This is a genomic window from Shewanella sp. SM101, assembly GCF_025654465.1.
GTDB lineage: Bacteria > Pseudomonadota > Gammaproteobacteria > Enterobacterales > Shewanellaceae > Shewanella > Shewanella oncorhynchi.
Map to the genome: position 1 here is coordinate 1 of NZ_JAKKRH010000058.1, position 24,631 is coordinate 24,631.

40 protein-coding genes and 1 pseudogene are annotated in these 24,631 nt (G+C 45.4%); 34 read left to right on the forward strand and 7 right to left on the reverse strand.

Annotated elements, in window-relative coordinates:
• From tuf to rplQ, 29 genes and pseudogenes are all read left to right on the forward strand, one after another.
• Positions 1 to 199: pseudogene (gene tuf / locus L5M38_RS21290) on the forward strand (elongation factor Tu); the annotation flags it as partial.
• Positions 200 to 533: 334 nt separating this feature from the next.
• On the forward strand, positions 534 to 845 hold the full coding sequence (rpsJ, locus tag L5M38_RS21295; protein ID WP_006083601.1) for a 30S ribosomal protein S10: 312 nt from the start codon (positions 534 to 536) through the stop codon (positions 843 to 845).
• Between the two features lie 30 nt (positions 846 to 875).
• Complete coding sequence (rplC, locus tag L5M38_RS21300; RefSeq protein WP_006083600.1) at positions 876 to 1,514, forward strand: 50S ribosomal protein L3; 639 nt, start codon at positions 876 to 878, stop codon at positions 1,512 to 1,514.
• A gap of 17 nt (positions 1,515 to 1,531) precedes the next feature.
• A complete protein-coding gene (rplD, locus tag L5M38_RS21305; RefSeq protein WP_113941598.1) occupies positions 1,532 to 2,137 on the forward strand; it encodes a 50S ribosomal protein L4 in 606 nt (201 codons plus the stop codon).
• Entirely contained in the window at positions 2,137 to 2,439 is a 303-nt protein-coding gene (rplW, locus tag L5M38_RS21310) for a 50S ribosomal protein L23 (protein WP_025008843.1), read from the forward strand. The genes rplD and rplW overlap by 1 nt, the downstream gene beginning before the upstream one ends.
• Positions 2,440 to 2,455: 16 nt before the next feature.
• Positions 2,456 to 3,280, forward strand: a complete 825-nt coding sequence (rplB, locus tag L5M38_RS21315) for a 50S ribosomal protein L2 (RefSeq protein ID WP_006083597.1) — start codon at positions 2,456 to 2,458, stop codon at positions 3,278 to 3,280.
• 14 nt (positions 3,281 to 3,294) lie between these two features.
• A complete protein-coding gene (rpsS, locus tag L5M38_RS21320; protein WP_006083596.1) occupies positions 3,295 to 3,573 on the forward strand; it encodes a 30S ribosomal protein S19 in 279 nt (92 codons plus the stop codon).
• A gap of 15 nt (positions 3,574 to 3,588) precedes the next feature.
• Complete coding sequence (gene rplV, locus L5M38_RS21325) at positions 3,589 to 3,921, forward strand: 50S ribosomal protein L22 (protein ID WP_006083595.1); 333 nt, start codon at positions 3,589 to 3,591, stop codon at positions 3,919 to 3,921.
• A gap of 9 nt (positions 3,922 to 3,930) precedes the next feature.
• Positions 3,931 to 4,623, forward strand: a complete 693-nt coding sequence (gene rpsC, locus L5M38_RS21330) for a 30S ribosomal protein S3 (RefSeq protein WP_006083594.1) — start codon at positions 3,931 to 3,933, stop codon at positions 4,621 to 4,623.
• Positions 4,624 to 4,634: 11 nt separating this feature from the next.
• Positions 4,635 to 5,045: a 50S ribosomal protein L16 gene (gene rplP / locus L5M38_RS21335; protein ID WP_006083593.1), complete on the forward strand. Its 411-nt coding sequence runs from the start codon at positions 4,635 to 4,637 to the stop codon at positions 5,043 to 5,045.
• Positions 5,045 to 5,236 (forward strand): 50S ribosomal protein L29, encoded by a 192-nt coding sequence (rpmC, locus tag L5M38_RS21340; protein WP_006083592.1) that lies wholly within the window; start codon positions 5,045 to 5,047, stop codon positions 5,234 to 5,236. The genes rplP and rpmC overlap by 1 nt, the downstream gene beginning before the upstream one ends.
• A complete protein-coding gene (rpsQ, locus tag L5M38_RS21345; RefSeq protein ID WP_006083591.1) occupies positions 5,236 to 5,484 on the forward strand; it encodes a 30S ribosomal protein S17 in 249 nt (82 codons plus the stop codon). Before rpmC ends, rpsQ begins: the two co-directional genes overlap by 1 nt.
• 180 nt (positions 5,485 to 5,664) lie before the next feature.
• Entirely contained in the window at positions 5,665 to 6,033 is a 369-nt protein-coding gene (rplN, locus tag L5M38_RS21350; protein WP_006083590.1) for a 50S ribosomal protein L14, read from the forward strand.
• An 11-nt stretch (positions 6,034 to 6,044) separates the two neighbouring features.
• The gene (rplX, locus tag L5M38_RS21355) at positions 6,045 to 6,359 is read left to right on the forward strand and encodes a 50S ribosomal protein L24 (protein ID WP_006083589.1); all 315 of its coding nucleotides are present in this window, start codon (positions 6,045 to 6,047) and stop codon (positions 6,357 to 6,359) included.
• Between the two features lie 12 nt (positions 6,360 to 6,371).
• The gene (gene rplE, locus L5M38_RS21360; RefSeq protein WP_006083588.1) at positions 6,372 to 6,911 is read left to right on the forward strand and encodes a 50S ribosomal protein L5; all 540 of its coding nucleotides are present in this window, start codon (positions 6,372 to 6,374) and stop codon (positions 6,909 to 6,911) included.
• Positions 6,912 to 6,921: 10 nt separating this feature from the next.
• Entirely contained in the window at positions 6,922 to 7,227 is a 306-nt protein-coding gene (rpsN, locus tag L5M38_RS21365; protein WP_006083587.1) for a 30S ribosomal protein S14, read from the forward strand.
• 24 nt (positions 7,228 to 7,251) lie between these two features.
• On the forward strand, positions 7,252 to 7,644 hold the full coding sequence (gene rpsH / locus L5M38_RS21370; protein WP_006083586.1) for a 30S ribosomal protein S8: 393 nt from the start codon (positions 7,252 to 7,254) through the stop codon (positions 7,642 to 7,644).
• 10 nt (positions 7,645 to 7,654) lie between these two features.
• A complete protein-coding gene (rplF, locus tag L5M38_RS21375) occupies positions 7,655 to 8,188 on the forward strand; it encodes a 50S ribosomal protein L6 (protein ID WP_105251036.1) in 534 nt (177 codons plus the stop codon).
• A 10-nt stretch (positions 8,189 to 8,198) separates the two neighbouring features.
• Positions 8,199 to 8,549 (forward strand): 50S ribosomal protein L18, encoded by a 351-nt coding sequence (gene rplR / locus L5M38_RS21380; RefSeq protein ID WP_006083584.1) that lies wholly within the window; start codon positions 8,199 to 8,201, stop codon positions 8,547 to 8,549.
• Positions 8,550 to 8,560: 11 nt separating this feature from the next.
• A complete protein-coding gene (gene rpsE / locus L5M38_RS21385; RefSeq protein WP_006083583.1) occupies positions 8,561 to 9,064 on the forward strand; it encodes a 30S ribosomal protein S5 in 504 nt (167 codons plus the stop codon).
• Between the two features lie 6 nt (positions 9,065 to 9,070).
• Positions 9,071 to 9,253 (forward strand): 50S ribosomal protein L30, encoded by a 183-nt coding sequence (gene rpmD, locus L5M38_RS21390; RefSeq protein WP_006083582.1) that lies wholly within the window; start codon positions 9,071 to 9,073, stop codon positions 9,251 to 9,253.
• 3 nt (positions 9,254 to 9,256) lie between these two features.
• Entirely contained in the window at positions 9,257 to 9,691 is a 435-nt protein-coding gene (gene rplO, locus L5M38_RS21395; protein ID WP_006083581.1) for a 50S ribosomal protein L15, read from the forward strand.
• Positions 9,692 to 9,698: 7 nt separating this feature from the next.
• Positions 9,699 to 11,039 (forward strand): preprotein translocase subunit SecY, encoded by a 1,341-nt coding sequence (secY, locus tag L5M38_RS21400; protein WP_007644459.1) that lies wholly within the window; start codon positions 9,699 to 9,701, stop codon positions 11,037 to 11,039.
• Positions 11,040 to 11,060: 21 nt separating this feature from the next.
• The gene (gene rpmJ, locus L5M38_RS21405; RefSeq protein ID WP_006083579.1) at positions 11,061 to 11,174 is read left to right on the forward strand and encodes a 50S ribosomal protein L36; all 114 of its coding nucleotides are present in this window, start codon (positions 11,061 to 11,063) and stop codon (positions 11,172 to 11,174) included.
• 117 nt (positions 11,175 to 11,291) lie between these two features.
• Positions 11,292 to 11,648: a 30S ribosomal protein S13 gene (gene rpsM, locus L5M38_RS21410; RefSeq protein ID WP_011787581.1), complete on the forward strand. Its 357-nt coding sequence runs from the start codon at positions 11,292 to 11,294 to the stop codon at positions 11,646 to 11,648.
• Positions 11,649 to 11,663: 15 nt separating this feature from the next.
• Positions 11,664 to 12,056 carry a 30S ribosomal protein S11 gene (rpsK, locus tag L5M38_RS21415; protein WP_006083577.1) on the forward strand — a complete coding sequence of 131 codons (393 nt, stop codon included), beginning with the start codon at positions 11,664 to 11,666 and terminating at the stop codon, positions 12,054 to 12,056.
• 32 nt (positions 12,057 to 12,088) lie between these two features.
• A complete protein-coding gene (rpsD, locus tag L5M38_RS21420) occupies positions 12,089 to 12,709 on the forward strand; it encodes a 30S ribosomal protein S4 (RefSeq protein WP_006083575.1) in 621 nt (206 codons plus the stop codon).
• 24 nt (positions 12,710 to 12,733) lie between these two features.
• Complete coding sequence (locus tag L5M38_RS21425) at positions 12,734 to 13,723, forward strand: DNA-directed RNA polymerase subunit alpha (RefSeq protein ID WP_006083574.1); 990 nt, start codon at positions 12,734 to 12,736, stop codon at positions 13,721 to 13,723.
• 40 nt (positions 13,724 to 13,763) lie between these two features.
• Positions 13,764 to 14,159, forward strand: a complete 396-nt coding sequence (gene rplQ, locus L5M38_RS21430) for a 50S ribosomal protein L17 (protein WP_006083573.1) — start codon at positions 13,764 to 13,766, stop codon at positions 14,157 to 14,159.
• Between the two features lie 57 nt (positions 14,160 to 14,216).
• On the opposite strand, the gene L5M38_RS21435 is transcribed toward rplQ, so the two are convergent.
• From L5M38_RS21435 to ccmA, 6 genes are all read right to left on the reverse strand, one after another.
• Entirely contained in the window at positions 14,217 to 15,230 is a 1,014-nt protein-coding gene (locus tag L5M38_RS21435) for an ABC transporter substrate-binding protein (protein WP_263180267.1), read from the reverse strand.
• A 133-nt stretch (positions 15,231 to 15,363) separates the two neighbouring features.
• Positions 15,364 to 15,852 (reverse strand): cytochrome c maturation protein CcmE, encoded by a 489-nt coding sequence (gene ccmE / locus L5M38_RS21440; RefSeq protein ID WP_105251038.1) that lies wholly within the window; start codon positions 15,850 to 15,852, stop codon positions 15,364 to 15,366.
• On the reverse strand, positions 15,849 to 16,049 hold the full coding sequence (gene ccmD, locus L5M38_RS21445) for a heme exporter protein CcmD (protein WP_263170173.1): 201 nt from the start codon (positions 16,047 to 16,049) through the stop codon (positions 15,849 to 15,851). The genes ccmE and ccmD overlap by 4 nt, the downstream gene beginning before the upstream one ends.
• Positions 16,049 to 16,795, reverse strand: coding sequence for a heme ABC transporter permease (locus L5M38_RS21450; protein ID WP_263170168.1), 747 nt, complete (start codon positions 16,793 to 16,795; stop codon positions 16,049 to 16,051). Before L5M38_RS21450 ends, ccmD begins: the two co-directional genes overlap by 1 nt.
• 1 nt (position 16,796) lies before the next feature.
• Positions 16,797 to 17,483, reverse strand: a complete 687-nt coding sequence (gene ccmB, locus L5M38_RS21455; RefSeq protein ID WP_006079706.1) for a heme exporter protein CcmB — start codon at positions 17,481 to 17,483, stop codon at positions 16,797 to 16,799.
• An 11-nt stretch (positions 17,484 to 17,494) separates the two neighbouring features.
• Positions 17,495 to 18,145, reverse strand: coding sequence for a cytochrome c biogenesis heme-transporting ATPase CcmA (gene ccmA, locus L5M38_RS21460; RefSeq protein ID WP_131525727.1), 651 nt, complete (start codon positions 18,143 to 18,145; stop codon positions 17,495 to 17,497).
• Between the two features lie 318 nt (positions 18,146 to 18,463).
• On the opposite strand from ccmA, the gene L5M38_RS21465 reads away from it, so the two are divergent.
• Positions 18,464 to 18,763 (forward strand): c-type cytochrome, encoded by a 300-nt coding sequence (locus L5M38_RS21465; RefSeq protein ID WP_105251041.1) that lies wholly within the window; start codon positions 18,464 to 18,466, stop codon positions 18,761 to 18,763.
• Positions 18,764 to 18,824: 61 nt separating this feature from the next.
• Here L5M38_RS21465 and ccmI read toward each other — a convergent pair whose 3' ends face one another.
• Positions 18,825 to 20,075, reverse strand: coding sequence for a c-type cytochrome biogenesis protein CcmI (gene ccmI, locus L5M38_RS21470; protein ID WP_168827730.1), 1,251 nt, complete (start codon positions 20,073 to 20,075; stop codon positions 18,825 to 18,827).
• A gap of 400 nt (positions 20,076 to 20,475) precedes the next feature.
• Here ccmI and L5M38_RS21475 point away from each other — a divergent pair, with 400 nt between their 5' ends.
• The 4 genes from L5M38_RS21475 to L5M38_RS21490 are packed head-to-tail and all read left to right on the forward strand — an operon-like array spanning position 20,476 to position 24,081.
• Positions 20,476 to 22,455: a heme lyase CcmF/NrfE family subunit gene (locus L5M38_RS21475; RefSeq protein WP_113941594.1), complete on the forward strand. Its 1,980-nt coding sequence runs from the start codon at positions 20,476 to 20,478 to the stop codon at positions 22,453 to 22,455.
• Positions 22,456 to 22,466: 11 nt separating this feature from the next.
• Positions 22,467 to 23,021 (forward strand): DsbE family thiol:disulfide interchange protein, encoded by a 555-nt coding sequence (locus tag L5M38_RS21480; RefSeq protein WP_105251044.1) that lies wholly within the window; start codon positions 22,467 to 22,469, stop codon positions 23,019 to 23,021.
• Positions 23,018 to 23,497: a heme lyase NrfEFG subunit NrfF gene (gene nrfF / locus L5M38_RS21485; RefSeq protein WP_105251045.1), complete on the forward strand. Its 480-nt coding sequence runs from the start codon at positions 23,018 to 23,020 to the stop codon at positions 23,495 to 23,497. Before L5M38_RS21480 ends, nrfF begins: the two co-directional genes overlap by 4 nt.
• Positions 23,494 to 24,081 (forward strand): TlpA family protein disulfide reductase, encoded by a 588-nt coding sequence (locus L5M38_RS21490; RefSeq protein ID WP_113941593.1) that lies wholly within the window; start codon positions 23,494 to 23,496, stop codon positions 24,079 to 24,081. The genes nrfF and L5M38_RS21490 overlap by 4 nt, the downstream gene beginning before the upstream one ends.
• Positions 24,082 to 24,631 lie beyond the last annotated feature (550 nt).

Below are 24,631 nucleotides of genomic sequence, written 5' to 3' on the forward strand. Positions count from 1 at the left end.
ACAGTTCTACTTCCGTACAACTGACGTAACCGGTACTATCGAACTGCCAGAAGGCGTAGAGATGGTAATGCCTGGCGACAACATCAAAATGGTAGTGACTCTGATTTGCCCAATCGCGATGGACGAAGGTTTACGCTTCGCAATCCGTGAAGGTGGTCGTACAGTTGGTGCTGGTGTAGTAGCTAAAATCATCGCTTAATTGCGATAGAAATTAGTTTGAAAAGGAAGCTTCGGCTTCCTTTTTTGTTTGAGGGCTGGTTTTATTCACAAATTTGTGTAAAATGCTCGCCACTCTGAAGTTAAATAGTTATTTGATGACTATTTACACAGCGGGCTTGATATCCGGATTTAGATAGGTATAATGGCCCCCTCGTCGACTTAGGTTAACGAATTAAATGATTAGTCGCTGAAGTTAATCATTATCATAGCGGCTCCGATTGGGAGTCGAACGGTTAAATCATCTCGCTCTGCTTTTCTATATTGAAGAAGCTAGAGGGTGATTTTTTATATGTCCATTTTAGGAGCTCTGGTCAATGCAGAACCAAAGAATCCGTATCCGCTTAAAGGGATTTGATCATCGCTTAATTGATCAGTCTACAGCGGAAATCGTTGAAACTGCTAAGCGTACAGGCGCGCAGGTTCGTGGTCCAATTCCACTACCTACTCGCAAAGAGCGTTATACCATTTTGATCTCTCCGCACGTTAATAAAGATGCTCGTGACCAGTACGAATTACGTACACACAAGCGCCTGGTTGACATCGTAGAGCCAACTGAAAAGACTGTTGACGCGTTAATGCGTTTAGATCTTGCGGCTGGTGTCGACGTACAGATTAGCTTGGGTTAATTGAGATCCTAGTAAGAAGAGGTTTGAGAGATGGCTATCGGTCTTATTGGTCGTAAAGTTGGTATGACTCGCATCTTCACTGAAGATGGTGTTTCAATACCAGTTACTGTAATTGAAGTTGCAGGCAACCGTGTTACTCAAGTGAAAACTTTAGAAACTGACGGCTACCGTGCACTTCAAGTTACAACTGGCACCAAAAAAGCCAATCGCATCACTAAACCAGAAGCAGGTCACTTTGCCAAGAGCGGCGTTGAAGCCGGTCGTGGTTTGTGGGAAATGCGTTTGGTAGACGGTGAAGGCGAGGGCATTGAAGTTGGTGCTGAGCTAAATGTTGATATTTTCGCAGACGTAGCGAAAGTTGATGTTACTGGTCAATCAAAAGGTAAAGGCTTCCAAGGCGGCGTTAAGCGTTGGAACTTCCGTACTCAAGATATGACTCACGGTAACTCTTTGTCGCACCGCTCGAATGGTTCTATCGGTCAGAACCAAACGCCTGGTCGCGTATTCAAAGGCAAAAAAATGTCAGGCCATATGGGTGCCGAGCGTGTTACTACTCAAAATCTAGTTGTTGTTCGTGTAGATGTTGAGCGTAACCTGCTACTAGTCCGTGGCGCTGTTCCTGGCGCTACCAATGGCGACTTGATTATCAAGCCTGCCGTTAAAGCTTAAGGTCTGAGGAGATAGTAATGGAATTGGTATTGAAAGACGCGCAAAGCGCTCTTGAAGTTTCCGAAACTACCTTCGGCCGTGACTTTAACGAGGCACTGGTTCATCAGGTAGTTGTAGCATACGCTGCAAACGCGCGTCAGGGCACTCGTGCTCAAAAGACTCGTGCGGAAGTAACTGGCTCAGGCAAAAAGCCTTGGCGCCAAAAAGGAACTGGCCGTGCTCGTGCTGGTTCTGTTAAAGGCCCAATCTGGCGTGGTGGTGGCGTAACATTCGCTGCTAAAACCCAAGATCACAGCCAAAAAGTTAACAAAAAGATGTACCGCGGCGCGCTGAGAAGCATTCTGTCTGAATTGGTACGTCAAGAGCGTTTGGTTATTGTTGAATCTTTCGGTGTTGAAGCTCCTAAAACTAAAGAGCTGAAAGCTAAATTGAAAGCAATGAACCTTGAAGACGTTCTGATTGTGACTGCAGAAGTTGATGAGAACTTATTCTTAGCAGCTCGTAACCTGTACAAGGTTGACGTTCGTGATGTAGCGGGTCTAGACCCAGTGAGTCTGATCGCCTTCAACACTGTGCTTGTGACTGCTGACGCAGTGAAGCAAATCGAGGAGATGCTAGCATGATGATCCGCGAAGAACGTTTGCTAAAAGTTATTCTCGCTCCACATATCTCTGAAAAGAGCACTGTGAACGCTGAGAAGCACAACACTGTTGTTTTCCGCGTAGCTATCGATGCAACTAAAGCTGAAATTAAAGCTGCTGTTGCTAAGCTATTTGAAGTTGAAGTTGATTCAGTTCGCACTTTAGTGAGCAAAGGCAAAACTAAACGCACTGGTGGCCGTACTGGTCGTCGTAGCGATTGGAAAAAAGCCTATGTGACTCTAGCTGCTGGTGCTGACATCGATTTCGTCGGCGGCGCTGAGTAAGCAAAGGAGAATTATCATGGCAGTTATTAAGTGTAAGCCAACCTCTCCAGGTCGTCGCCACGTAGTTAAAGTGGTGAACACTGACCTGCACAAGGGTAAACCTTTTGCTGGCTTGTTGGCGAAAAAATCTAAAAGTGGTGGCCGTAACAATACTGGCCGTATCACTGTCCGTCACGTAGGTGGTGGTCATAAGCAGCATTATCGTCTAATCGACTTCAAACGCGATAAAGATGGTATCCCTGCAAAGATTGAGCGTCTGGAATACGATCCAAACCGTACTGCTAACATCGCGTTAGTATTGTATGCGGATGGTGAGCGTCGTTATATTCTTGCTGCCAAAGGCATGCAAGCTGGCGATAAGATCCAGTCTGGTGTTGCTGCCGAGATCAAAACCGGTAACGCTATGCCACTGCGCAACATCCCAGTAGGTTCTGTAGTTCACGCAGTTGAAATGAAGCCTGGTAAAGGTGCTCAGATCGCTCGTTCTGCAGGTGCTTATGTACAAGTTGTTGCTCGTGATGGCGCATATGCCACTCTACGTCTTCGCTCTGGCGAAATGCGTAAAGTGCCAGTTGATTGCCGCGCGACATTTGGTGAAGTTGGTAATGCCGAACACATGCTACGCCAGTTAGGTAAAGCAGGTGCTAAGCGCTGGAGAGGCATACGTCCTACAGTGCGTGGTGTTGCAATGAACCCAGTAGACCATCCACACGGTGGTGGTGAAGGCCGTACTTCTGGTGGTCGTCACCCAGTGACTCCATGGGGTGTGCCAACTAAGGGTTATAAAACTCGTAGTAACAAGCGCACTGACAAGTACATCGTACGTCGTCGTAATAAATAGTAAGAGGATTCGCCATGCCACGTTCTCTCAAGAAAGGTCCCTTCATTGACCTGCACTTGCTGAAGAAGGTAGAGAAAGCGATGGAAGCCGGTGACAAAAAGCCTATTAAGACTTGGTCACGTCGCTCTATGATCATTCCAAATATGATTGGTTTGACCATCGCTGTCCATAATGGTCGTCAGCACGTTCCTGTGTTCGTAACTGACGAAATGATCGGCCACAAACTTGGTGAATTTTCACCAACTCGCACTTATCGCGGCCATGCTGCAGATAAGAAAGCGAAGAAGCGTTAATACGGGAGGAATAAGATGGAAGTTTTAGCTAAACATCGTTTTGCCCGTACGTCTGCGCAGAAGGCCCGTCTGGTTGCTGATCAAATTCGTGGATTGCCTGTTGCTAAGGCCCTCGAGATTTTGACTTTCAGCCCCAAGAAAGCCGCCGTACTGGTTAAAAAAGTACTTGACTCAGCTATCGCAAACGCCGAACACAACGAAGGCGCGGATATTGATGAGCTTAAAGTCGGAGCCGTCTTCGTAGATGAAGGCCCAACTATGAAGCGTATCATGCCACGTGCTAAAGGCCGCGCTGATCGTATCATGAAGCGTACCAGCCACATTACTGTGGTTGTATCAGATCGCTAGGAGAGAGCAATGGGACAGAAAGTACATCCTAATGGTATCCGTCTGGGTATCACCAAGCCTTGGATCTCTACCTGGTACGCAGATAAATCAGATTACGCAAGTAACCTGAACAGCGACTGGGAAGTGCGTAAGTTTCTTGTAGAGAAATTACAAGCTGCTTCAGTATCTAAGATTGTTATCGAGCGTCCAGCGAAAAGCATCCGCGTTACCATTCACACTGCCCGTCCAGGTGTTGTGATCGGTAAGAAAGGTGAAGACGTTGAAGTATTGCGTGCTGCAGTGTCAAAACTTGCTGGCACTCCTGCTCAAATTAACATCGCTGAGATCCGTAAACCTGAGCTAGATGCCAAGTTAGTTGCTGACTCTATTGCACAGCAATTAGAGCGTCGCGTAATGTTCCGTCGTGCTATGAAGCGCGCAGTTCAAAACGCAATGCGTATTGGTGCTCAAGGTATCAAAGTACAAGTTAGTGGCCGTTTAGGCGGAGCTGAGATTGCGCGCGATGAGTGGTATCGTGAAGGTCGTGTACCTTTACATACTTTGCGTGCTGATATCGACTATTCTACATCTGAAAGTCACACCCAATACGGTGTGATTGGCGTTAAAGTTTGGATCTTCAAAGGTGAAGTTCTAGACGGAATGCTGCCACAGATTGAAGAGCCGAAGCAGCAGCAACCTAAGCGCAAGCCTCGTGGTAAATAGGAGAGCCGGCAATGCTGCAACCTAAACGTATGAAGTTTCGCAAGATGTTCAAAGGCCGCAACCGCGGTCTAGCGAACGGTACCGAAGTTAGCTTTGGTACTTTTGGTCTGAAAGCAGTCGGCCGTGGCCGTTTAACTGCACGTCAGATCGAATCTGCACGTCGTGCCATGACACGTCACATTAAGCGTCAGGGACAAATTTGGATTCGAGTTTTCCCGGACAAGCCGATTACCTCTAAGCCTCTTGAAGTGCGTATGGGTAAAGGTAAAGGTAACGTTGAATACTGGGTATGTCAGATTCAACCTGGTAAGGTTCTTTATGAGATGAATGGTGTTTCTGAAGTGATCGCTCGTGAAGCGTTTGCTTTGGCTGCTGCCAAGCTTCCAATTAAGACTACCTTCGTAACTAAGACGGTGATGTAATGAAAGCGAGCGAACTGAGAGAAAAGAGCGTTGAAGAACTGAACGCTGAACTACTTGGTCTGCTGCGTGAGCAGTTCAACCTGCGTATGCAACACGCCACTGGTCAGTTGACTCAGACTAATCAACTGAAATTGGTGCGCCGTAATATTGCGCGCGTTAAGACCATTATTACTTCTAAGGCGGGTGCATAATGTCTGATAAAATCCGTACTTTGCAGGGTCGTGTAACTAGCAACAAAATGGACAAGTCCATTACTGTTGCTATCGAACGCCAAGTGAAACACCCAATTTATGGGAAATACATTAAGCGTACGACAAAGATCCATGCACATGACGAAACGAATCAGTGCAATGAAGGCGATTTAGTAGCGATTCGCGAATGTCGTCCTTTGTCTAAGACTAAGTCTTGGACCCTGGTTGAAGTAGTATCAAAGGCCTAAGTTAATTAGGTATTTAGGTAAACGGCTCCAGAATGTGGGGCCGTTTGTTTTTTAATACTATACATTCCACTTTTATGGTGTTATATTTGCGCGCCATTTTTGACTAAATTAATAGCAAAAATGAGTGTTTTTATTGTCCCATAGTGGGAATTGTGTAGTAACGATAGCGGAGCACTTAAAATGATCCAAATGCAATCGACTCTTGACGTTGCTTGTAACAGCGGCGCACGCAGAGTTCAGTGTATTAAGGTCTTGGGTGGCTCTCATCGTCGTTATGCCGGTATCGGCGACATCATCAAAGTTTCTGTTAAAGAAGCGATTCCTCGCGCTAAAGCGAAGAAAGGCGATGTGTATAACGCGGTGGTAGTCCGTACTAAGAAAGGCGTACGTCGTCCAGACGGTTCTGTCATTCGCTTCGATCGGAATGCAGCTGTTCTTTTGAACAACAACCTGCAGCCGATTGGTACTCGTATCTTTGGACCAGTGACACGTGAATTGCGTAATGAGCAATTTATGAAAATTGTCTCGCTGGCACCAGAAGTACTGTAAGGAGCTTCAAAATGGCAGCTAAAATACGTCGTGAAGACGAAGTGATTGTATTAGCAGGTAAAGACAAGGGTAAACGTGCAAAAGTTTCTCAAGTCCTTCCTACTGGTAAATTGATTGTTGAAGGCATCAATCTTGTCAAAAAACACCAAAAGCCAAACCCACAATTGGGTGTAGCTGGCGGTATTGTTGAGAAAGAAGCACCGATACAAGCATCAAATGTAGCGATTTTCAACTCTGCCACTGGCAAAGCTGATCGCGTTGGTTTCCGCTTTGAAGACGGCAAAAAAGTTCGTTTCTTCAAATCGAACAGTGAACTCGTTAAGTAATTGGAGTAAACGATGGCGAAACTGCATGATAAATACCAAGAGACTGTTGTCGCTGAACTTGCTAAAAAGTTCGGTTATACCAGTGTCATGCAAGTCCCTCGGATTGAGAAAATCACCCTGAACATGGGTGTTGGCGAAGCTGTTGCAGACAAGAAAATCATGGACCATGCTGTCCGTGATATGACTGCAATCGCTGGTCAAAAGCCAGTTGTGACTGTAGCTCGTAAGTCAGTTGCTGGTTTTAAAATCCGTGAAGGCTACCCTATTGGCTGTAAAGTGACCCTACGCGGTGAGCGTATGTGGGAATTCTTAGAGCGTTTAGTCGATATCGCAATCCCACGTATTCGTGACTTCCGTGGCTTAAGCGCTAAAGCGTTTGACGGCCGTGGTAACTACGCAATGGGCGTGCGTGAGCAGATCATCTTCCCAGAAATCGATTACGATAAAATCGATAAGATTCGTGGTATGGATATTGTTATCACTACTACTGCGAAGAATGATGAAGAAGGTCGTGCTTTGTTAGACGCTTTTAACTTCCCATTCAAGAAATAAGGGTAGCGTAATGGCAAAAACATCAATGAAAGCACGTGAAGCTAAACGTGCACAGCTCGTGGCCAAGTACGCTGAAAAGCGTGCGGCTCTTAAGACTATCATTGCAAGTCCAGCTTCTTCTGACGAAGATCGTTGGGATGCGGTTCTTAAGCTGCAAGCTCTACCACGTGATTCCAGCGCTGCGCGTCAACGCAATCGTTGTAATCAAACTGGTCGCCCTCATGGCTTCTTACGTAAATTCGGCTTAAGCCGTATCAAATTACGTGAAGCAACCATGCGTGGTGAAGTTCCTGGCCTGCGTAAGGCCAGCTGGTAAGCACTTGTCACGGAGTAAGCTAATATGAGCATGCAAGATCCTATTGCGGATATGTTAACCCGTATTCGTAACGGCCAAGCTGCTAACCACGTATCAGTGAAGATGCCTTCAGCTAAGTTGAAAGTCGCAATTGCGAAACTACTTAAAGATGAAGGTTATATTGCTGATTACGCCGTAGCAGATGAAGCCAAGCCTGAACTGGAAGTTACTTTAAAGTATTTCCAAGGCCAACCAGTCGTTGAGACTATCCAGCGTGTAAGTCGCCCTGGTCTTCGTATTTACAAAGGTAAAAACGAACTACCAAAGGTGATGGGCGGTCTGGGTGTCGCAATTGTGTCCACTTCTAAAGGCTTGATGACTGATCGTGCCGCCCGCCTTGCAGGCATGGGTGGCGAGGTTATCTGCTACGTAGCTTAAGGAGCTAGGAATGTCTCGTGTAGCAAAAGCACCAGTATCTATTCCAGCTGGCGTAGAGGTGACCTTGAACGAACAGACCCTTACCGTCAAAGGCGGAAAAGGTAGTCTGACTCGAGTGATCAACAATGCGGTCAATGTTGTTATTGAAGCCGGCGTAGTTAAGTTCCTCCCTGTTGAAGGCGTTGTTAACGCTTGGGCACAGGCTGGTACAACTCGTGCATTAGTAAACAACATGGTTGTTGGTGTATCTCAAGGTTTTGAGCGTAAGTTAAAGTTAGTTGGCGTTGGTTACCGTGCGAAACTCGTCGGTGCTGATATCGACCTTACTTTAGGTTTCTCTCATCCGTTAGTACACAAACTGCCCGCAGGCGTTACTGCAGAGTGCCCTAGCCAAACTGACATCGTCCTACGTGGCGTTGATAAACAGTTAATTGGCCAAGTCGCTGCTGAGATTCGCGGATACCGTCCACCAGAGCCATACAAAGGCAAAGGTGTTCGCTATGACGACGAAGTAGTACGCCGTAAAGAGGCTAAGAAGAAGTAGGTAACGCGATATGGATAAGAAAACATCTCGCTTACGTCGCGCTACTCGCGCTCGTAAGAAGATCCAAGAGCTGGGCGTGAACCGTCTGGTTGTACATCGTACACCGCGTCACATTTATGCTCAGGTGATCAATCCTGAAGCTCAGGTGTTGGCAGCTGCTTCAACCGTAGAAAAAGCGGTTAAAGAGCTACTGAAGAGTACCGGTAACGTAGACGCAGCGAAAGCAGTAGGTAAATTTGTTGCTGAGCGCGCGATCGAAAAAGGCGTAACTTCAGTTGCGTTCGATCGTTCTGGTTTCAAGTATCACGGTCGTGTAGCTGCTTTAGCAGATGCAGCTCGTGAAGCTGGCCTGAAGTTCTAAGGGGTTATAAAATGGCTAAATTAGAAGCTCAGCAAAAAGACGATCTGCAAGAGAAATTAATTGCAGTTAATCGTGTTTCTAAAGTAGTTAAGGGCGGTCGTATCTTTAGCTTCACAGCACTGACAGTAGTGGGTGACGGTAACGGTAAGATTGGCTATGGCTATGGCAAAGCACGTGAAGTTCCAGCCGCGATTCAAAAAGCGATGGAAAAAGCTCGTCGTAACATTGTGACCGTTGAGTTGAATGCAGGTACTCTGCATCACCCAGTTAAAGGTCGTCATACTGGTTCTCTTGTGTACATGCAACCTGCATCACAAGGTACTGGTATTATTGCCGGTGGCGCAATGCGTGCCGTATTGGAAGTAGCAGGCGTGCATAACGTTCTGTCAAAAGCATACGGTTCTACTAACCCGATCAACATCGTTCGCGCGACTGTCGATGCTTTGGTGCACATGAAGTCACCTTCGCAAATCGCAGCTAAGCGTGGCCTGAATGTTGACGAAATTCGGGGGTAATGCACCATGGCAACTAAAACTGTAAAAGTTACTCAAACTAAAAGCGGTATCGGTCGTTTACCGAAGCACCGTGCAACCCTAACGGGTCTTGGTTTGCGTCGCATTGGTCACACTGTTGAATTAGAAGATACTCCTTCTGTTCGCGGTATGATCAACAAGGTCTACTACATGGTTAAGGTGGAGGATTAATACATGCGTTTAAATACTCTATCTCCAGCTGCAGGCTCTAAGCATGCACCAAAGCGTGTAGGCCGTGGTATGGGCTCAGGTCTAGGTAAAACAGCGGGTCGTGGTCATAAAGGCCAAAAGTCTCGCTCTGGTGGCGGTGTACGCCCAGGATTCGAAGGTGGTCAAATGCCACTTAAAATCCGTTTACCTAAATTTGGTTTTACCTCGCGTCGCGCTATGGTAACAGCTGAAGTTCGTGTACTCGAACTGGCAAAAGTTAACGGTGATGTTATCGACTTAAACGCTCTGAAAGATGCGAACGTAATAACTCGCAACATCCAGTTTGCGAAAATTGTTCTTTCAGGTACCATTGAGCGCCCTGTGACTGTTAAAGGTCTGAAGGTAACCAAAGGTGCACGTGCAGCTATTGAAGCTGCCGGCGGTAAGATCGAGGAATAATACGTCGATGGCAAAACCAGGACTTGATTTAAAAAGCGCGAAAGGTGGACTTTCAGAATTGAAAGCTCGCCTCCTGTTCGTGATTGGTGCGATTATCGTCTTTAGAGCCGGTTCGTTTGTGCCAATTCCTGGTATTGACGCAGCTGTATTAGCAGAGCTGTTTGCTCAGCAAAGTGGAACCATCCTTGGCATGTTTAACATGTTCTCGGGTGGTGCCCTTGAGCGTGCCTCTATCTTTGCATTAGGTATTATGCCGTACATTTCGGCATCGATTATCATGCAACTGTTGACTGTCGTACATCCTGCACTCGCTGAATTGAAAAAGGAAGGCGAATCAGGACGTAAGAAAATCAGTCAATATACCAGATGGGGTACCTTAGTGCTGGGTACATTCCAGTCGGTCGGTATTGCAACCGGGTTACCAAACTTAGTGCCAGGCCTTGTGGTCAACATTGGATTTGGATTCTACTTTGTTGCGGTTGTAAGCTTAGTGACAGGAACTATGTTCCTTATGTGGCTAGGTGAGCAAATTACCGAACGTGGTATAGGTAATGGTATCTCGATTTTGATTTTCGCAGGTATTGTTGCTGGATTACCTTCCGCTATCGGCCAAACGGCTGAGCAGGCGCGTCAAGGTGACTTGAATGTGTTAGTATTGTTGTTGCTCGCGGTAATTGTGTTTGCAGTGACTTATTTTGTAGTGTTTGTGGAACGTGGTCAGCGCCGTATCGTCGTTAACTATGCTAAGCGTCAGCAAGGCCGTAAGGTGTTCGCTGCGCAAAGTACCCATCTACCGCTGAAAATAAACATGGCAGGTGTTATTCCGCCAATCTTTGCGTCAAGCATCATTTTGTTTCCTGGAACACTGGCTCAGTGGTTCGGTCAAAATGAGTCCATGTCATGGTTGAGTGATTTTTCACTGGCTGTTTCACCTGGACAACCGCTTTACTCATTATTATATGCAACAGCGATTATCTTTTTCTGTTTCTTCTATACTGCGTTGGTGTTTAACCCACGTGAAACAGCAGATAACTTGAAGAAGAGTGGTGCATTCATCCCTGGGATCCGTCCTGGAGAACAGACTTCGCGTTACATTGATAAAGTTATGACCCGTTTGACATTGGCAGGCGCGTTATACATAACCTTTATCTGCTTAATTCCGGAGTTCATGTTAATTGCGTGGAAAGTACAGTTCTATTTCGGCGGTACTTCACTACTAATTATGGTAGTCGTAATCATGGACTTCATGGCTCAGGTTCAGACGCATATGATGTCTCATCAGTATGAGTCTGTGATGAAGAAAGCTAACCTAGTTAACAAAGCGAATTTAGATCGCTTTGGTCGCTAAGTAGCTTTACGGAGTGATGAAATGAAAGTTCGAGCTTCCGTGAAGAAGATCTGCCGTAACTGCAAGATCGTCAAGCGTAGTGGCGTTGTACGCGTTATCTGTGTTGAACCAAAACACAAACAGCGTCAAGGCTAAAAAGTAATTTGTTCAGCCCATGAATTGGGCTGAACAAAATTTTGTTTGCAAATCTGTCGACTGTCGAGTATCCTTTCGGGCTTTTCGCAGTTGGCCTTTAACTTTAAGGAGTGCATAGTGGCCCGTATCGCTGGCATTAACATTCCTGATCAAAAGCATACAGTCATCGCATTGACTGCAATTTTCGGCATCGGCCGTACTCGCGCTAGAGCAATCTGCGCGGCTACAGCAATCGCTGAAACTGCTAAGATCAAGGAATTGAGCGAAGCTCAAATAGACACACTACGCGAAGAAGTCGCCAAATACCTAGTAGAAGGTGACTTACGTCGTGAGATTTCAATGAACATCAAGCGTCTTATGGATCTTGGTTGTTATCGTGGTCTCCGCCATCGCCGTAGCCTGCCTCTCCGTGGGCAACGTACTAAGACCAATGCGCGTACGCGTAAAGGTCCACGTAAACCTATTAGAAAGTAACGGGAAGGTAAAGCAATGGCTAAAGTTCCGTCACGTTCTCCGCGTAAGCGCGTACGTAAACAGGTTGCAGATGGCATGGCTCATATCCATGCTTCTTTCAACAACACTATTGTCACCATTACAGATCGTCAAGGTAATGCGTTGTCATGGGCTACTTCAGGTGGTTCAGGTTTCCGTGGTTCACGTAAATCTACTCCATTTGCTGCACAGGTGGCTGCTGAGCGTGCAGGTGCTGCTGCTCAAGACTACGGTTTAAAAAACCTTGAAGTGTTTGTGAAGGGTCCAGGTCCAGGTCGTGAGTCAGCCATTCGTGCGCTGAACGCTGTTGGTTATAAAATTACCAACATTACCGATGTGACGCCGATCCCTCATAATGGTTGTCGTCCTCCTAAAAAGCGTCGTGTATAACGCCGTTTCATTAGGATAGTTGGAGAAAGATCATGGCAAGATACTTGGGTCCCAAGCTCAAGCTCAGCCGCCGAGAAGGTACAGACCTTTTCTTAAAAAGCGGTGTGAGAGCAATCGATTCAAAGTGTAAACTGGAAACTGCACCTGGACAACATGGCGCTCGTAAGCCACGTTTGTCAGAGTACGGTACTCAGTTACGCGAAAAACAAAAAGTTCGTCGTATTTACGGTGTGTTAGAAAAACAATTCCGTAACTATTACAAAGATGCTGCACGTACTAAAGGCAACACAGGTGAAAACCTGCTTCAGCTTTTAGAAACCCGTCTTGATAACGTTGTTTATCGTATGGGCTTCGGTGCAACTCGTGCAGAATCACGTCAGCTAGTAAGCCATAAATCTATTATGGTTAACGGTCGTGTTGTTAACATTCCATCATTCAAAGTGTCTGCGAATGATGTTGTGAGCATCCGCGAGAAGTCACGTACTCAAGCTCGTATTAAAGCGGCTTTAGAAGTGGCAGCTCAACGCGAGAAGCCTACATGGGTTGAAGTCGACAACGCGAAAATGGAAGGTGCTTTCAAGCGCGTTCCAGAACGTAGCGATTTGTCTGCGGAAATTAACGAACAGCTGATCGTCGAGCTTTACTCTAAGTAAGGCTAACAAACAAGAGAGGACACAATGCAGGGTTCTGTTACAGAATTTCTTAAACCGCGTCTCGTTGATATCGAGCAGGTTAACTCAACACGTGCCAAGGTTACATTGGAACCACTTGAGCGTGGTTTCGGCCACACTTTAGGTAACGCGTTGCGTCGCATCCTATTGTCGTCTATGCCCGGCTGCGCGGTTACCGAAGTCGAGATTGACGGTGTACTGCACGAATACAGCAGTAAGGAAGGCGTTCAAGAAGATATCCTTGAGATCTTGTTAAACCTGAAAGGGTTAGCAGTGACCATCGAGGGTAAAGACGAGGCTATGCTTACGTTGAGCAAGTCCGGCGCAGGCCCTGTCATCGCAGCAGATATCACGCATGATGGTGATGTCACTATCGTGAATCCTGATCATATTATCTGTCATCTGACAGGTAACAATGATATCAGCATGCGTATTCGCGTTGAGCGTGGTCGTGGTTATGTACCAGCATCTGCTCGTGCACAGACCGAAGACGATGATCGCCCAATCGGCCGCTTGCTGGTTGATGCTTCTTTCTCGCCAGTTGCACGTATTGCCTACAATGTAGAAGCAGCACGTGTAGAACAGCGTACTGACTTAGATAAACTCGTTATCGATATGACCACAAACGGTACTATCGATCCTGAGGAAGCTATCCGTCGTTCTGCAACTATTCTGGCTGAACAGCTAGATGCGTTTGTAGAGTTACGTGACGTGACTGAGCCAGAGCTGAAAGAAGAGAAACCGGAATTCGATCCGATTCTGCTGCGTCCTGTCGACGATTTAGAGCTAACTGTACGTTCGGCTAACTGCTTGAAAGCCGAAGCGATTCATTACATCGGAGATCTGGTACAGCGTACTGAAGTTGAGTTGCTGAAAACCCCGAACTTAGGTAAGAAATCTCTTACTGAAATTAAGGATGTTTTAGCTTCTCGCGGACTGTCGTTAGGTATGCGTTTGGAAAACTGGCCTCCAGCTAGTTTAGCAGACGACCTATAAGTCTCAGGTTTGTACAGATTTAGGTTATAAGGATTAGGTCATGCGCCATCGTAAGAGTGGTCGTCAACTAAACCGTAACAGCAGTCATCGCCAAGCCATGTTTCGCAACATGGCCGGTTCACTAGTTCGTCATGAGATCATCAAGACAACTGTGGCTAAAGCGAAAGAACTGCGTCGCGTAGTTGAGCCTCTGATAACACTTGCTAAGAGTGACAGCGTTGCAAACCGTCGTTTAGCGTTTGCACGTACTCGCGACGCTGAAGTCGTTGGTAAGTTATTTACTGAGTTGGGTCCACGTTACCAGGAACGTCCTGGTGGCTATACCCGTATCCTTAAGTGCGGTTTACGTGCTGGTGATAAAGCCCCTATGGCTTACATCGAGCTAGTTGGTCGCCCAGAAGCTGCTCAAGCTGTTGATGTTGAAGCTGCTGAGTAATTAAGGTTACACTTTTAAAAAGCCGGGCATTAGCCCGGCTTTTTTATGCCTTTTTGACTATTTCACCCAAAGTGTGGTTTTCTCGATTTCTTTTGGGAGGACGATATTCCATTTAGCTAAGCCTTTCTGGCTAAACATGTATTTTCCAAGATCATCTGTTACTGGGAAAATATTTTCGGGTTTCTCGCCGCCGAGTATTTTTGTCGCCATATTCGCTGCAATCTTGCCATGATGATAGCCATCGAGAACATAGCCACCAATATTACCTTCAGCAGAGACACTAAATCCCCAAAACCCAAAATTCGGTACCGGAGTATGTTCAGATATCCATTTTAGGAGCTGATCTGCATCTACCGAGCGATTATCTGCATCTCTAACCGTGTGGTATAGCGCCACGACTATAGCGTTATAACCCTGTTCCTTCGCGGTCAATACATTCCGCTGCCAATCTGTTAGCTGTGACAATTGCACTAAATTAACTTCGATATCGCCTAACATGCTTGAGTGTTGTTTACTGATGTATTCAGCCGCTGAGTCAGAGGTGACTCCTTGGTCGAATAGAACTAAGATTTTTCTATGCACAGTTTGCGGTAGTAAACGTTGAATGAGCAGTAGTGAACGTCGTAGTAGTGGTCTCTCAATGACGCCTGTGAAGCGTTTGTGTTCATTGAGATGATATTCTCTAGGATTCATATTCACCCCTAAATAGACTACTGGGATTAGGCTGTCATTTAGGCGCTGGTGTAAGAGATTAACCGCATTATCATCGGCGAGAATAACCAATTGAGGTGCTTGTTGTTGAATGTATTTCCATGCTAAGTCAGCCCGTTCAGCAAATTGCTCTTGGGGTAAGCGTTTGGTATCCATCTCGAAATAACTAACATCATGGTGAGGGCTGAGCGTGTCATAAATCGCTTGATAGTATTCTTGGTCCCATTGATAGCTATGATGGTAGCTTTCGATAACAACAACTTTAGCAGCATTGGCTTCATGAGAGAGGCCTACCAAGCAGATAATTAGGAAGCTTAGAATGTGTTGCAAACTAGAGTTCAGTTGTCTCATTTGAATCATATGCAGTCTTAGGTATTGGCGCTGCCTAGAGTATAGTCCACCTTTAATTGTGCATATTCAGATAATAAAAAAGCCTCACTAGTTATTAAGCTAGGAGGCTTAGTTTGTACGCTATTGCTGCTCCATCAATAACCTACTTAGTATCAGGTGCCTTTTGCTGGCTATAATCTAACTTTTCGTGCTTTTGGCCCATGGCTTCAGCGACTTCTGGTGGCATGTAGTTTTCATCATGCTTGGCGAGTACTTCAGTTGCTTCTAGTTTGCCATCAGCACCCAGTACACCCTGAGCAACTATGCCTTGTCCTTCACGGAAAAGATCGGGTAATAAGTCGTCATAAGTGACCAGTACTTCGCCGCCGAGGGAGTCATGCACTGCAAATTCGACATGCAAGCTTTTGGGATCTCGCACCATCGAACCTACCGTCACCATTCCGCCGACACGAATACGTTGGCCAATTTCAGGTTTTACGCCAGTGTCTGTCTTGCCGTGGACAATTTCAGACGGAGTATAGAATAAGTTCAAGTTGGAGTTCAGCGCATAGAGCAAAAGCGAAGTAATCGCAGCAACGCCACCGATTAATGCTACAGCTAATGTCAGTCTTTTTTTGCGTCTTGGGTTCACGATTTAGTACTCCTAGTTTCTTTTAGGCGTTCTTCTCTATCCATCTTCTTCGCGATATCAATTAACACCTTACGCTTTTGGCGTGCGCTGGTAATGATGAGCGTAGAGAGGCTGAAGAAGGTCACTCCGTAGGATAGCCATACATAGAATGCATAGCCGCCCATATTAAAAAAATCACTGATTGAATCGAATTGCATCATTTGACCTCCTCCGCTTTAGCTAGTTCACGGACCCAAGGGCGCATGCCATTTCTTGCTAAAATTTCTGATCTAAAGCGAACAATAGTGATAGCGCCAATCATAAGACCGAAGCCCAGTATGTTAATTAGCAGTGGATAAAGCATTTCCGTCGACATAGTCGATTTCTCGGTAATGCGTATTGTCGACGGTTGATGTAATGAGCTCCACCATTCAACTGAGTATTTGATGATGGGAATATTGATCACACCAACGATCGCTAAGATCCCTGCTGCACGCGCTGCGAGCACTTTATCCTCAAATGAGGCATAGAGCGAGATCACACCTAGATATAGGAATAGTAATACCAGCTCTGAAGTTAAGCGTGCATCCCATACCCACCAAGCACCCCACATAGGTTTACCCCATGCCGCTCCGGTAAAGAGTGCGATAAAGGTGATCACTGCGCCGATAGGCGCAATAGATGCTGCAGCCCAGTCGGCAAGTTTTATCTGCCAAACTAGACCGATAAAGGCTGCGGTTGCCATACCCATATAAGCCGCCATTGACATAGACGCGGCAGGAACATGGATAAAGATAATACGGTAGCTATCACCCTGCTGGTAATCCGTCGGCGCGAAGACGAGTCCCCATGTAGTGCCAACAGCAATCAATAGACCGGCTAAGATCGCAAACCATGGAAATAACGTTCCTGATAATTTATATGCGCGTTCAGGATCCGCGTAAGGGTGTAACCATTTCCACATTTTAGTTAGTACTCACTCGCAGAGATGCACCAATTGCAAAAGGTGCTAAGGTTAACGATCCGACCAGCATAGCGCCTATTATAGCGAGCTGACCATCATAGGGTAAATTCATTCCTGCCGCGTCTATGGCACTCGTTGCAAAAATGAGTACTGGGATATATAGGGGCAAAATAAGTAAGCTGAGTAATACGCCGCCTTTCCTTAGACCGACGGTTAATGCCACACCAATAGCACCTAACAGCGACAATACTGGCGTGCCTAGCGCAAGCGTCGAAATTAACGCACCGTAGCTGTTGCCATCTAGATTGAGTAATACCGCTAACAGTGGTGCGATAATAATCAGTGGCACACCAGTTAAAATCCAGTGGGCTAACACTTTAGCTAATACGAGAATGGCTAATGGCTGCGGACTTAATAGCATTTGTTCTAAGCTACCATCACTAAAGTCGGCTTTGAAAAGCCTTTCAAGTGACAACATTGATGCTAATAATGCGGCTACCCAAATTATCCCCGGTGCCACACGTGCTAACATTTGCGGCTCTGGTCCAATTCCCAGCGGAAACAAGGTAACGACCATAATAAAAAATAGCAGTGGGTTAAAAATGTCGCCGCGGTGGCGAATAGCAATTTTAAGATCTCGCTGCAGCAAGGTGAAAAATGCTTGGGTAAAACTGATGCCTCTTTTCATTGAGCCTGACCTTATATGAAGCGATAATCGAGACGAATTTTACGAAGCCTATCATCTGTGATAATGCCCATATCTTGGTGAGTTGTGAGGATCACACAACCACCATTATCCGCATGCTGAATAAATAACTGCTCCAGTTCTTCGACGCCTTTTTTATCAATTGCAGTAAAAGGTTCGTCAAGGATCCAAATTTTACAGTTGCTATGCCACAATCTTGATAGCGCTGTTCTGCGATGCTGGCCTGCGGATAAATGCCCCGCGAGAGCTTCTTCAAAGCCCGTTAAATTGACTTTTGCTAAAATCTCTGACGTATCAAAGTCATCATAACCACTGATTCTTAAATTGAAATTAAGGTTTTCTTCGGCAGTCAGCTCGCATTTCACGCCAGCTAAATGGCCTAAATACAAGAGGTCTTCATTGTATTCATCGCGGCAACGGTTTATGTCTTCATTAATGTAAAAAGTTTGTCCGGCATAGGGGCGAGAAAGGCCCGCCAATATGCGTAATAAACTGGTCTTTCCTGCGCCGTTAGGGCCTTCAATCTGAACAATGTCACCGGCATTTATATCAAAACTTAACTCATCAAAAAGGATACGTTCTTCGCGGATACAGGTCAGCTTGCTGGCTGACACTAATGTGGTTTCTTTAGTTATATTTGTCACTGAACCCTCTATCTCAAGCCGGAAGGAAACACAAGTCATTCTAACACAAACGTTATTGGGGGTTTACTCTTGGTTTGCACTAGATGTCAGCAATATGATGTGGTTCCAATAACCGCAATATTTATCGAACTTTTTTACGACTTGCTAATATATTAACGAATTTGTCATCCTTGTCGCCTGATTCATTTTGTGTTGAGATTCTAATCACAAAAAGATGAGATTTCTTGAAGTTTGTAGTAATCTTAGTCGGCTATAATGAGTCTGCCTAAGTAAGGGCGGCGCCGAGCTTTGTACGTATTTGCATTAGGAACATTGAACATGAAAAAACTGTTAGCAATGACTGCTGTCGCTGCTTTGACTATGTCAGTTAACGCTTCAGCTCAAGATGCTGAGGCTATTTATAATAAGGCATGTACCGTATGCCACAGCATGGGTGTTGCTGGTGCTCCAAAAGTGCACAACGCTGCAGAATGGGAACCACGCTTAGCTAAGGGTGTTGACGCTCTAGTGAAGAGTGTGAAAACCGGTCTGAATGCTATGCCACCAGGCGGTATGTGTACTGATTGTACTGATGATGATTACAAAGCTGCTATCAAATTTATGTCTACAGCTAAGTAATTCTTCAGATATAAAAAAACCGGCGAAAGCCGGTTTTTTTATATCTGCAATTAACTGCGATTTATTGCACTTGAGTATCAAGTACTAGGTTCGCTGTATCGCCTACGGCGACTTTACTGATCTTGCCTTGAATATCACCCGTTTGCGGTTTGATATTACCTTGTTTAGACAGTACAGCAATCACTTCCACATTGGCTGCATCGCTTAACTTTACATCACCACCCATACCGCTGCTGTCATCTAATGTCACTGTAATCGGGAAAGACTTAGCACTGACTTTGGTTGCAGCTAATGGGACTTTAGGTCCTTCAGTTGCACGGGCAAAGATGAAAATGGTGTCTTCTGGACTGGCTTTAGCCGCAAGTTCTGCAGAGATAGATATAGTGACATTGACAGATTTAGCACTCGCTTTGACTTGCTTATGTGCATCATCATTTGGCATGCCAGCGGTTTCCGACTGCATGCGTAAGTTAGCGGTTTCGATTGCATTCATAAGAGCTGCACGATCAACGTCGGCACGACCGCTATCTAAAATCGTTTGCCAAGAGGTGATGGCTTTCTTGTAGTCAGCAGTAAAGAAAGCATCCATACCCACGAGCAGTAGCGTTGAAGGATCTTGGGCATCCATAGCTAAGGACTCATCGATAAGAGCTTGGATTTGCGGTGTCATTTGTTGACCCGCTTTGTAATACATCGCCGTTGCTTTTGGACCGAGCAATTCTGCATGCTTTCCGACTAATTCGATTACTTTATCGAAAGCCGCAATCGCTTTATCATATTGGTTTGCTGATACATAAGCATGACCTAAGCTAAACCACAGTTGGCTGTTTTCTGGCTCGGCTTTAACTTGAGCTTCCATCATCTGCACGCGTTGCATCATGATTTGAGCCGTATCCATTCCTGCATGTGGATTCGCAGGTTGTTGAGCACTATCAATATTCTCGAAGGCACCTAAGTGTTGATAGAGATAGCCTGAGATGACAATCAAACAAACTGACATGATCGACGGCCACAGAATCGTCTTTGGCTTTATTTGGTTGACCAGTGAATCGTCGTTCGCTTGTTTGATGTCTTGGAGTAGACTGATTTCCAGTTCTTTCTTCAATGCATCAAATTCGGCTTGATCGAGTAGCTCTTCACTTAATTCTTTTTCAAGAACGCCTAAGCGCTCATTGAACAATTCAAGGTTCGTTTGTTTACGAACTCCAGCTTCTTCCGTTTTCAGCAATTTTTGCTGTCTGAAGTGCGGGATCCAAATCAGCATCAGGCCGACTAACATAACAAGCGCAATAAAAATCCAAAATGTCGTCATTGTTTCTATATTCACTTTAGTTTGCAGAAAGCGGAGTAACCGCTAGGCTTGGAAGCAAGATTATACGTAAAGATTGTTCATTGAACAGTAATATAAGGTAATCCCAGTGCTGAAAGCTTATAGTTGGGCACTGGTTCACAAATTGATTCTTCTTGTAAATTTTGTATGAAACTTAAGTGTCATTTGTCGGTCACATGCAGAACTGAGCCTCTTCCGTGACTTTCATCGACCTCTAAAATTGAGAATGAGACAAGTAACCCAGTTTTGTACGAAAGAGGCAGACAGGAACAATAGCAAATACTAAAATGAGCAAAATTTCGTGCATTTGCGTGAATAGCATGTTGTGCGTTGAGATAGAGTCTTTCTAAATCAACATATTATTGAAGACTGAGGAAAACCCATGATCCCAGAACTTGGACACTTTGCGTTGATAATAGGGGTGGCTTTTGCCTTCTTATTAATCAGCGTCCCCCTAATAGGTGTTGCCAGAAAAGACCAATACCTTGTTAGGTACGCTTGGCCATTAACGTACGGAATGTTCTTTTTTATTACCTTATCTGTTGTCGTGCTGGCTTATAGTTTTGCCGTCGATGATTTCTCGGTCGCCTATGTGGCACATCATTCAAATTCTCAGTTACCTATCTTCTTTAAGATCTCGGCCGTATGGGGCGGTCATGAAGGGTCACTGTTATTTTGGGTGTTTGCTTTATCAACTTGGGCGGCTGCGGTTGCCTTGTTTAGCAAAGGTTTAGAAGAAGTGTTTACTGCCCGTGTGCTGGCAGTATTGGCTCTTATTGTGATTGGCTTTAGTTTGTTTATGCTACTCACATCTAGCCCATTTGAACGTTTATTCCCGATCCCAGCCGAAGGTCGTGACTTAAATCCAATGCTGCAGGACGTGGGATTAATCTTCCATCCTCCTATGTTGTACTTGGGTTATGTGGGCTTCTCTGTAAGCTTTGCATTTGCGATTGCTGCGCTGATGAGCGGCCGTCTCGATTCTGCATGGGCTCGTTGGACTCGTCCATGGACATTGGCTGCTTGGACCTTCCTTACGGGCGGTATCGCACTAGGATCTTGGTGGGCTTATTATGAATTAGGCTGGGGCGGTTGGTGGTTCTGGGATCCTGTTGAGAACGCCTCTTTTATGCCTTGGTTAGTGGGTACTGCGCTTGTTCACTCTTTGATTGTGACTGAGAAACGCGGCGCCTTCCGTAACTGGACTGTATTACTGTCTATTTTCGCTTTCTCTTTAAGTTTGCTTGGTACCTTTATTGTTCGCTCAGGTGTATTAACCTCAGTGCATTCATTCGCAGCCGATCCAAGCCGCGGTATGTTTATCCTGTTGTTACTTGGTTTAGCTGTTGGCGGTTCATTAACACTGTTTGCTTTACGTGCCAGTGAAATGAGTAGTCCTGCCCGTTTCGAGCTTAAGTCTAAAGAAACAATGCTCTTAGTATGTAACGTGCTACTGACGGTTGCCGCAGGTACGGTACTATTGGGTACATTATATCCATTACTCATCGACGCGCTTGGCATGGGTAAAATCTCTGTTGGACCCCCATACTTTAATGCGGTGTTCGTGCCTATCGTATTAGTGCTATTTGGCTTTATGGGTATTGGTCCAATTATTCGTTGGAAAAAATCGAAAGCGGGCGAGCTTAAGCGTCAGCTATTGATCCCAGCAATGATTGCTGCTGCTATCGGTATTGTGACGCCATTTATCGTCGATGGTGCATTCAATATTTGGGTTGCCTTTGGTATTGCTGCCGCGGCTTGGATTATTCTGGCTACCGCAAGAGCGGCCTATAACATGGTCAAGTCGAAAGAAGGTGATATCAGCATCAGTCGCATGGGCCGTAGTCAGCTTGGTATGATCTTCGCGCATCTCGGTATTGCCGTTTCTGTGATTGGTGCCACTATGGTGTCAAATTACTCGATTGAGAAAAGTGTTCGTATGGGACCTGGTGTAAGCCAAGAGCTCGCCGGTTATACTTTTAAGTATCTCGAGACCAAAAACGTCGTGGGTCCTAACTACACTGCACAGCAGGGACAGATAGAGATCTACAAGGGCGATGAGCTACTGACATTACTAAAACCCGATCGTCGTCAATATAATGTGCGAACTATGGATATGACAGAAGCCGGTATTGACTGGGGTCTATTCCGTGACTTGTACGTGACTATGGGCGACCCTATTACCAGCACTGAATTTGCGGTTCGTTTAAACTATAAGCCGTTCGTGCGTTGGTTATGGTTTGGGGCAATTTTCATGATGATAGGTGGATTCTTCGCTGCATCGGATAAACGTTACCGTGCGAAAGTCACTGCAGCCGTCGCGCCTTTGGCCGAAAAGGCAAAATTGGCAACGGCTCAATAATTGGGGAATGTATGAAGAAGTTGGTTCTGTTTATCCCATTGGTCATATTTCTCGCCATGGGGGTGTTTCTATATAAAGGGTTATTTCTGAATCCGCAGCAATTGGATTCAGCACTGGAAGGGAAGCCTATTCCGGCTTTCCAACTGGAACGCCTAGAAACACCAGCTGAGATAATAACGAATGAGCAATTAAAAGGTAAGGTATCATTACTTAACGTATGGGCGACGTGGTGTCCATCTTGTAAATATGAGCATCCTTTCTTAGTGATGCTAAAACGTAAAAATCTTTTGCCAATTTACGGGATCAACTATCGTGATGAGCGTGTTCCTGCGTTAGAAGAGTTAAAACGTCAGGGCGATCCCTACAACGTTAATATCTATGATAAAGATGGGCGTTTAGGATTAGATCTTGGCGTTTATGGTGCACCAGAGAGTTTTATTGTTGATCACAACGGTATTATCCGTTTCCGTTATGCAGGTCCAATAGACCAACGCGTATGGAGTGAAACCCTTTACCCTATGATCCAACAATTACAAGCTGAAGCAGCGAAGGATGGCGCAGCATGAGAACGCTGATAAAAATCATAGGTGGTCTAGTGCTGATGTTCAGCATGACGACCGCTGTCATGGCAACACCAGTTGATACTTACGAATTCAAGTCGCCTGAAAATCAAAAGCGCGGTTTGTCTTTGGCCCATGAACTACGTTGTCCACAGTGTCAAAACCAAAATTTGATCGACTCCAATTCACCCGTTGCTCGAGATCTGCGTCTTGAGGTATTCAAGATGGTTGACGAAGGAAAAGGGGATGATGAGATCATCGAGTTTATGACCAGTCGTTACGGTGAGTTTGTTCTCTATAAACCTAAGATGGAAACCAAGACCTACATTCTCTGGTTAGGTCCTATTGGTTTATTACTTCTGGGTCTAGTGATTGGATTTATCTTCATTCGTAAGCAACGTATTGGCGGTAATGTGCCGAACGAAATTAGCGCAGAAGATCAGCGCGAGTTAGATACCTTGCTAAAGCGCAATACAAAATGAAGCATAAAGTCATAACGGCATTCATGTTGTCATCCATTCTTTCGGTATTTGTTGCTGGGGTCGCGCATGCGTACCCTGGTATGCAGCAAACGGCTAAACCGATGGAATCAACGGTTGATTTGATCAATGTACTGCCAAAGACTTTTCCTATTGAGCCTGTTGCCTTTAATGATGTCGATGGTAAAGCTATCGACTTCAGCCAATTTAAAGGCAAGATCATTATGGTTAACATGTGGGCGACTTGGTGTCCGCCATGTGTCAGAGAGTTGCCTGCAATCGAAAGGTTAGCAACTAAGTTCAAGACTGAAGATTTTGTCGTACTGCCTATCTCTATTGATGCAGAAGGTAAGCAGCAGGTTCAGCCGTTCTTAAGTTCATTGGGTATGGCGAATTTCAACTCTTACTACGATCAACCACAAAGTCTTGGGAACGTTTTTCCGCTCGACACGATTCCTGCGACCTTTATTCTTGATCAACAGGGTCAATTAATTGCCTTTGTTCGATCCTATGTTGATTGGGATGACGTAAAAGCCGTCTCGCTAATCCAAGGTTTTATCGATAAAGGCAGCAAAAAGCCCAATTAATGGGCACTTTGCATGTAAAATAATCGCCATCGTTTAAAAGATCGCCATGCGATCTTTTTTCATTTAAAAAGCCCTTGCACAAAAAGTTTCACTGCCTATAATGCGCATCCACTGACACGGCAGACAGCGAAAGCCAGCTAACGAGTTAGGTTGAATTGAGTAGCTTTTAAGCACTTAATTCAAGCGCAGCAAGAAGTTGTAAAAAACTCCTTGACGCAAAACGGGAAATGCGTAGAATACACAGCCCTAGCCAACTGGAAGCGTTCTACGCTCAGTGTGGTACTCACCTTCTCTTACGAGGTTGAGTTGCTCTTTAACAAGATAAAACAAGAAATCTGTGTGGACACTCACAGGTGTTGAGTTAATCGAAACTGCTTAGCCTTCGGGTTGGCAGTCAAAAATTTAAATCAATGTAACAATGAGTGTTCATAGTAATATGTACAGTTTGTTTCTTTAGTTAGAAACAAAAAATCAGAATTCATTGAGCCGCTGAAGTCGCAAGACGGAAGCAACAAAACTTTAATTGAAGAGTTTGATCATGGCTCAGATT

Excerpts from the sequence above, each read along its gene's own strand:
- rpsJ (WP_006083601.1), top strand. The coding sequence starts at position 534 with ATGCAGAACCAAAGAATCCGTATCCGCTTAAAGGGATTTGATCATCGC.
- rplC (WP_006083600.1), top strand. The coding sequence starts at position 876 with ATGGCTATCGGTCTTATTGGTCGTAAAGTTGGTATGACTCGCATCTTC.
- rplD (WP_113941598.1), top strand. The coding sequence starts at position 1,532 with ATGGAATTGGTATTGAAAGACGCGCAAAGCGCTCTTGAAGTTTCCGAA.
- rplW (WP_025008843.1), top strand. The coding sequence starts at position 2,137 with ATGATCCGCGAAGAACGTTTGCTAAAAGTTATTCTCGCTCCACATATC.
- rplB (WP_006083597.1), top strand. The coding sequence starts at position 2,456 with ATGGCAGTTATTAAGTGTAAGCCAACCTCTCCAGGTCGTCGCCACGTA.
- rpsS (WP_006083596.1), top strand. The coding sequence starts at position 3,295 with ATGCCACGTTCTCTCAAGAAAGGTCCCTTCATTGACCTGCACTTGCTG.
- rplV (WP_006083595.1), top strand. The coding sequence starts at position 3,589 with ATGGAAGTTTTAGCTAAACATCGTTTTGCCCGTACGTCTGCGCAGAAG.
- rpsC (WP_006083594.1), top strand. The coding sequence starts at position 3,931 with ATGGGACAGAAAGTACATCCTAATGGTATCCGTCTGGGTATCACCAAG.
- rplP (WP_006083593.1), top strand. The coding sequence starts at position 4,635 with ATGCTGCAACCTAAACGTATGAAGTTTCGCAAGATGTTCAAAGGCCGC.
- rpmC (WP_006083592.1), top strand. The coding sequence starts at position 5,045 with ATGAAAGCGAGCGAACTGAGAGAAAAGAGCGTTGAAGAACTGAACGCT.
- rpsQ (WP_006083591.1), top strand. The coding sequence starts at position 5,236 with ATGTCTGATAAAATCCGTACTTTGCAGGGTCGTGTAACTAGCAACAAA.
- rplN (WP_006083590.1), top strand. The coding sequence starts at position 5,665 with ATGATCCAAATGCAATCGACTCTTGACGTTGCTTGTAACAGCGGCGCA.
- rplX (WP_006083589.1), top strand. The coding sequence starts at position 6,045 with ATGGCAGCTAAAATACGTCGTGAAGACGAAGTGATTGTATTAGCAGGT.
- rplE (WP_006083588.1), top strand. The coding sequence starts at position 6,372 with ATGGCGAAACTGCATGATAAATACCAAGAGACTGTTGTCGCTGAACTT.
- rpsN (WP_006083587.1), top strand. The coding sequence starts at position 6,922 with ATGGCAAAAACATCAATGAAAGCACGTGAAGCTAAACGTGCACAGCTC.
- rpsH (WP_006083586.1), top strand. The coding sequence starts at position 7,252 with ATGAGCATGCAAGATCCTATTGCGGATATGTTAACCCGTATTCGTAAC.
- rplF (WP_105251036.1), top strand. The coding sequence starts at position 7,655 with ATGTCTCGTGTAGCAAAAGCACCAGTATCTATTCCAGCTGGCGTAGAG.
- rplR (WP_006083584.1), top strand. The coding sequence starts at position 8,199 with ATGGATAAGAAAACATCTCGCTTACGTCGCGCTACTCGCGCTCGTAAG.
- rpsE (WP_006083583.1), top strand. The coding sequence starts at position 8,561 with ATGGCTAAATTAGAAGCTCAGCAAAAAGACGATCTGCAAGAGAAATTA.
- rpmD (WP_006083582.1), top strand. The coding sequence starts at position 9,071 with ATGGCAACTAAAACTGTAAAAGTTACTCAAACTAAAAGCGGTATCGGT.
- rplO (WP_006083581.1), top strand. The coding sequence starts at position 9,257 with ATGCGTTTAAATACTCTATCTCCAGCTGCAGGCTCTAAGCATGCACCA.
- secY (WP_007644459.1), top strand. The coding sequence starts at position 9,699 with ATGGCAAAACCAGGACTTGATTTAAAAAGCGCGAAAGGTGGACTTTCA.
- rpmJ (WP_006083579.1), top strand. The coding sequence starts at position 11,061 with ATGAAAGTTCGAGCTTCCGTGAAGAAGATCTGCCGTAACTGCAAGATC.
- rpsK (WP_006083577.1), top strand. The coding sequence starts at position 11,664 with ATGGCTAAAGTTCCGTCACGTTCTCCGCGTAAGCGCGTACGTAAACAG.
- rpsD (WP_006083575.1), top strand. The coding sequence starts at position 12,089 with ATGGCAAGATACTTGGGTCCCAAGCTCAAGCTCAGCCGCCGAGAAGGT.
- L5M38_RS21425 (WP_006083574.1), top strand. The coding sequence starts at position 12,734 with ATGCAGGGTTCTGTTACAGAATTTCTTAAACCGCGTCTCGTTGATATC.
- rplQ (WP_006083573.1), top strand. The coding sequence starts at position 13,764 with ATGCGCCATCGTAAGAGTGGTCGTCAACTAAACCGTAACAGCAGTCAT.
- L5M38_RS21435 (WP_263180267.1), bottom strand. The coding sequence starts at position 15,230 with ATGATTCAAATGAGACAACTGAACTCTAGTTTGCAACACATTCTAAGC.
- ccmD (WP_263170173.1), bottom strand. The coding sequence starts at position 16,049 with ATGCAATTCGATTCAATCAGTGATTTTTTTAATATGGGCGGCTATGCA.
- L5M38_RS21450 (WP_263170168.1), bottom strand. The coding sequence starts at position 16,795 with ATGTGGAAATGGTTACACCCTTACGCGGATCCTGAACGCGCATATAAA.
- ccmB (WP_006079706.1), bottom strand. The coding sequence starts at position 17,483 with ATGAAAAGAGGCATCAGTTTTACCCAAGCATTTTTCACCTTGCTGCAG.
- L5M38_RS21465 (WP_105251041.1), top strand. The coding sequence starts at position 18,464 with ATGAAAAAACTGTTAGCAATGACTGCTGTCGCTGCTTTGACTATGTCA.
- ccmI (WP_168827730.1), bottom strand. The coding sequence starts at position 20,075 with ATGACGACATTTTGGATTTTTATTGCGCTTGTTATGTTAGTCGGCCTG.
- L5M38_RS21475 (WP_113941594.1), top strand. The coding sequence starts at position 20,476 with ATGATCCCAGAACTTGGACACTTTGCGTTGATAATAGGGGTGGCTTTT.
- L5M38_RS21480 (WP_105251044.1), top strand. The coding sequence starts at position 22,467 with ATGAAGAAGTTGGTTCTGTTTATCCCATTGGTCATATTTCTCGCCATG.
- nrfF (WP_105251045.1), top strand. The coding sequence starts at position 23,018 with ATGAGAACGCTGATAAAAATCATAGGTGGTCTAGTGCTGATGTTCAGC.
- L5M38_RS21490 (WP_113941593.1), top strand. The coding sequence starts at position 23,494 with ATGAAGCATAAAGTCATAACGGCATTCATGTTGTCATCCATTCTTTCG.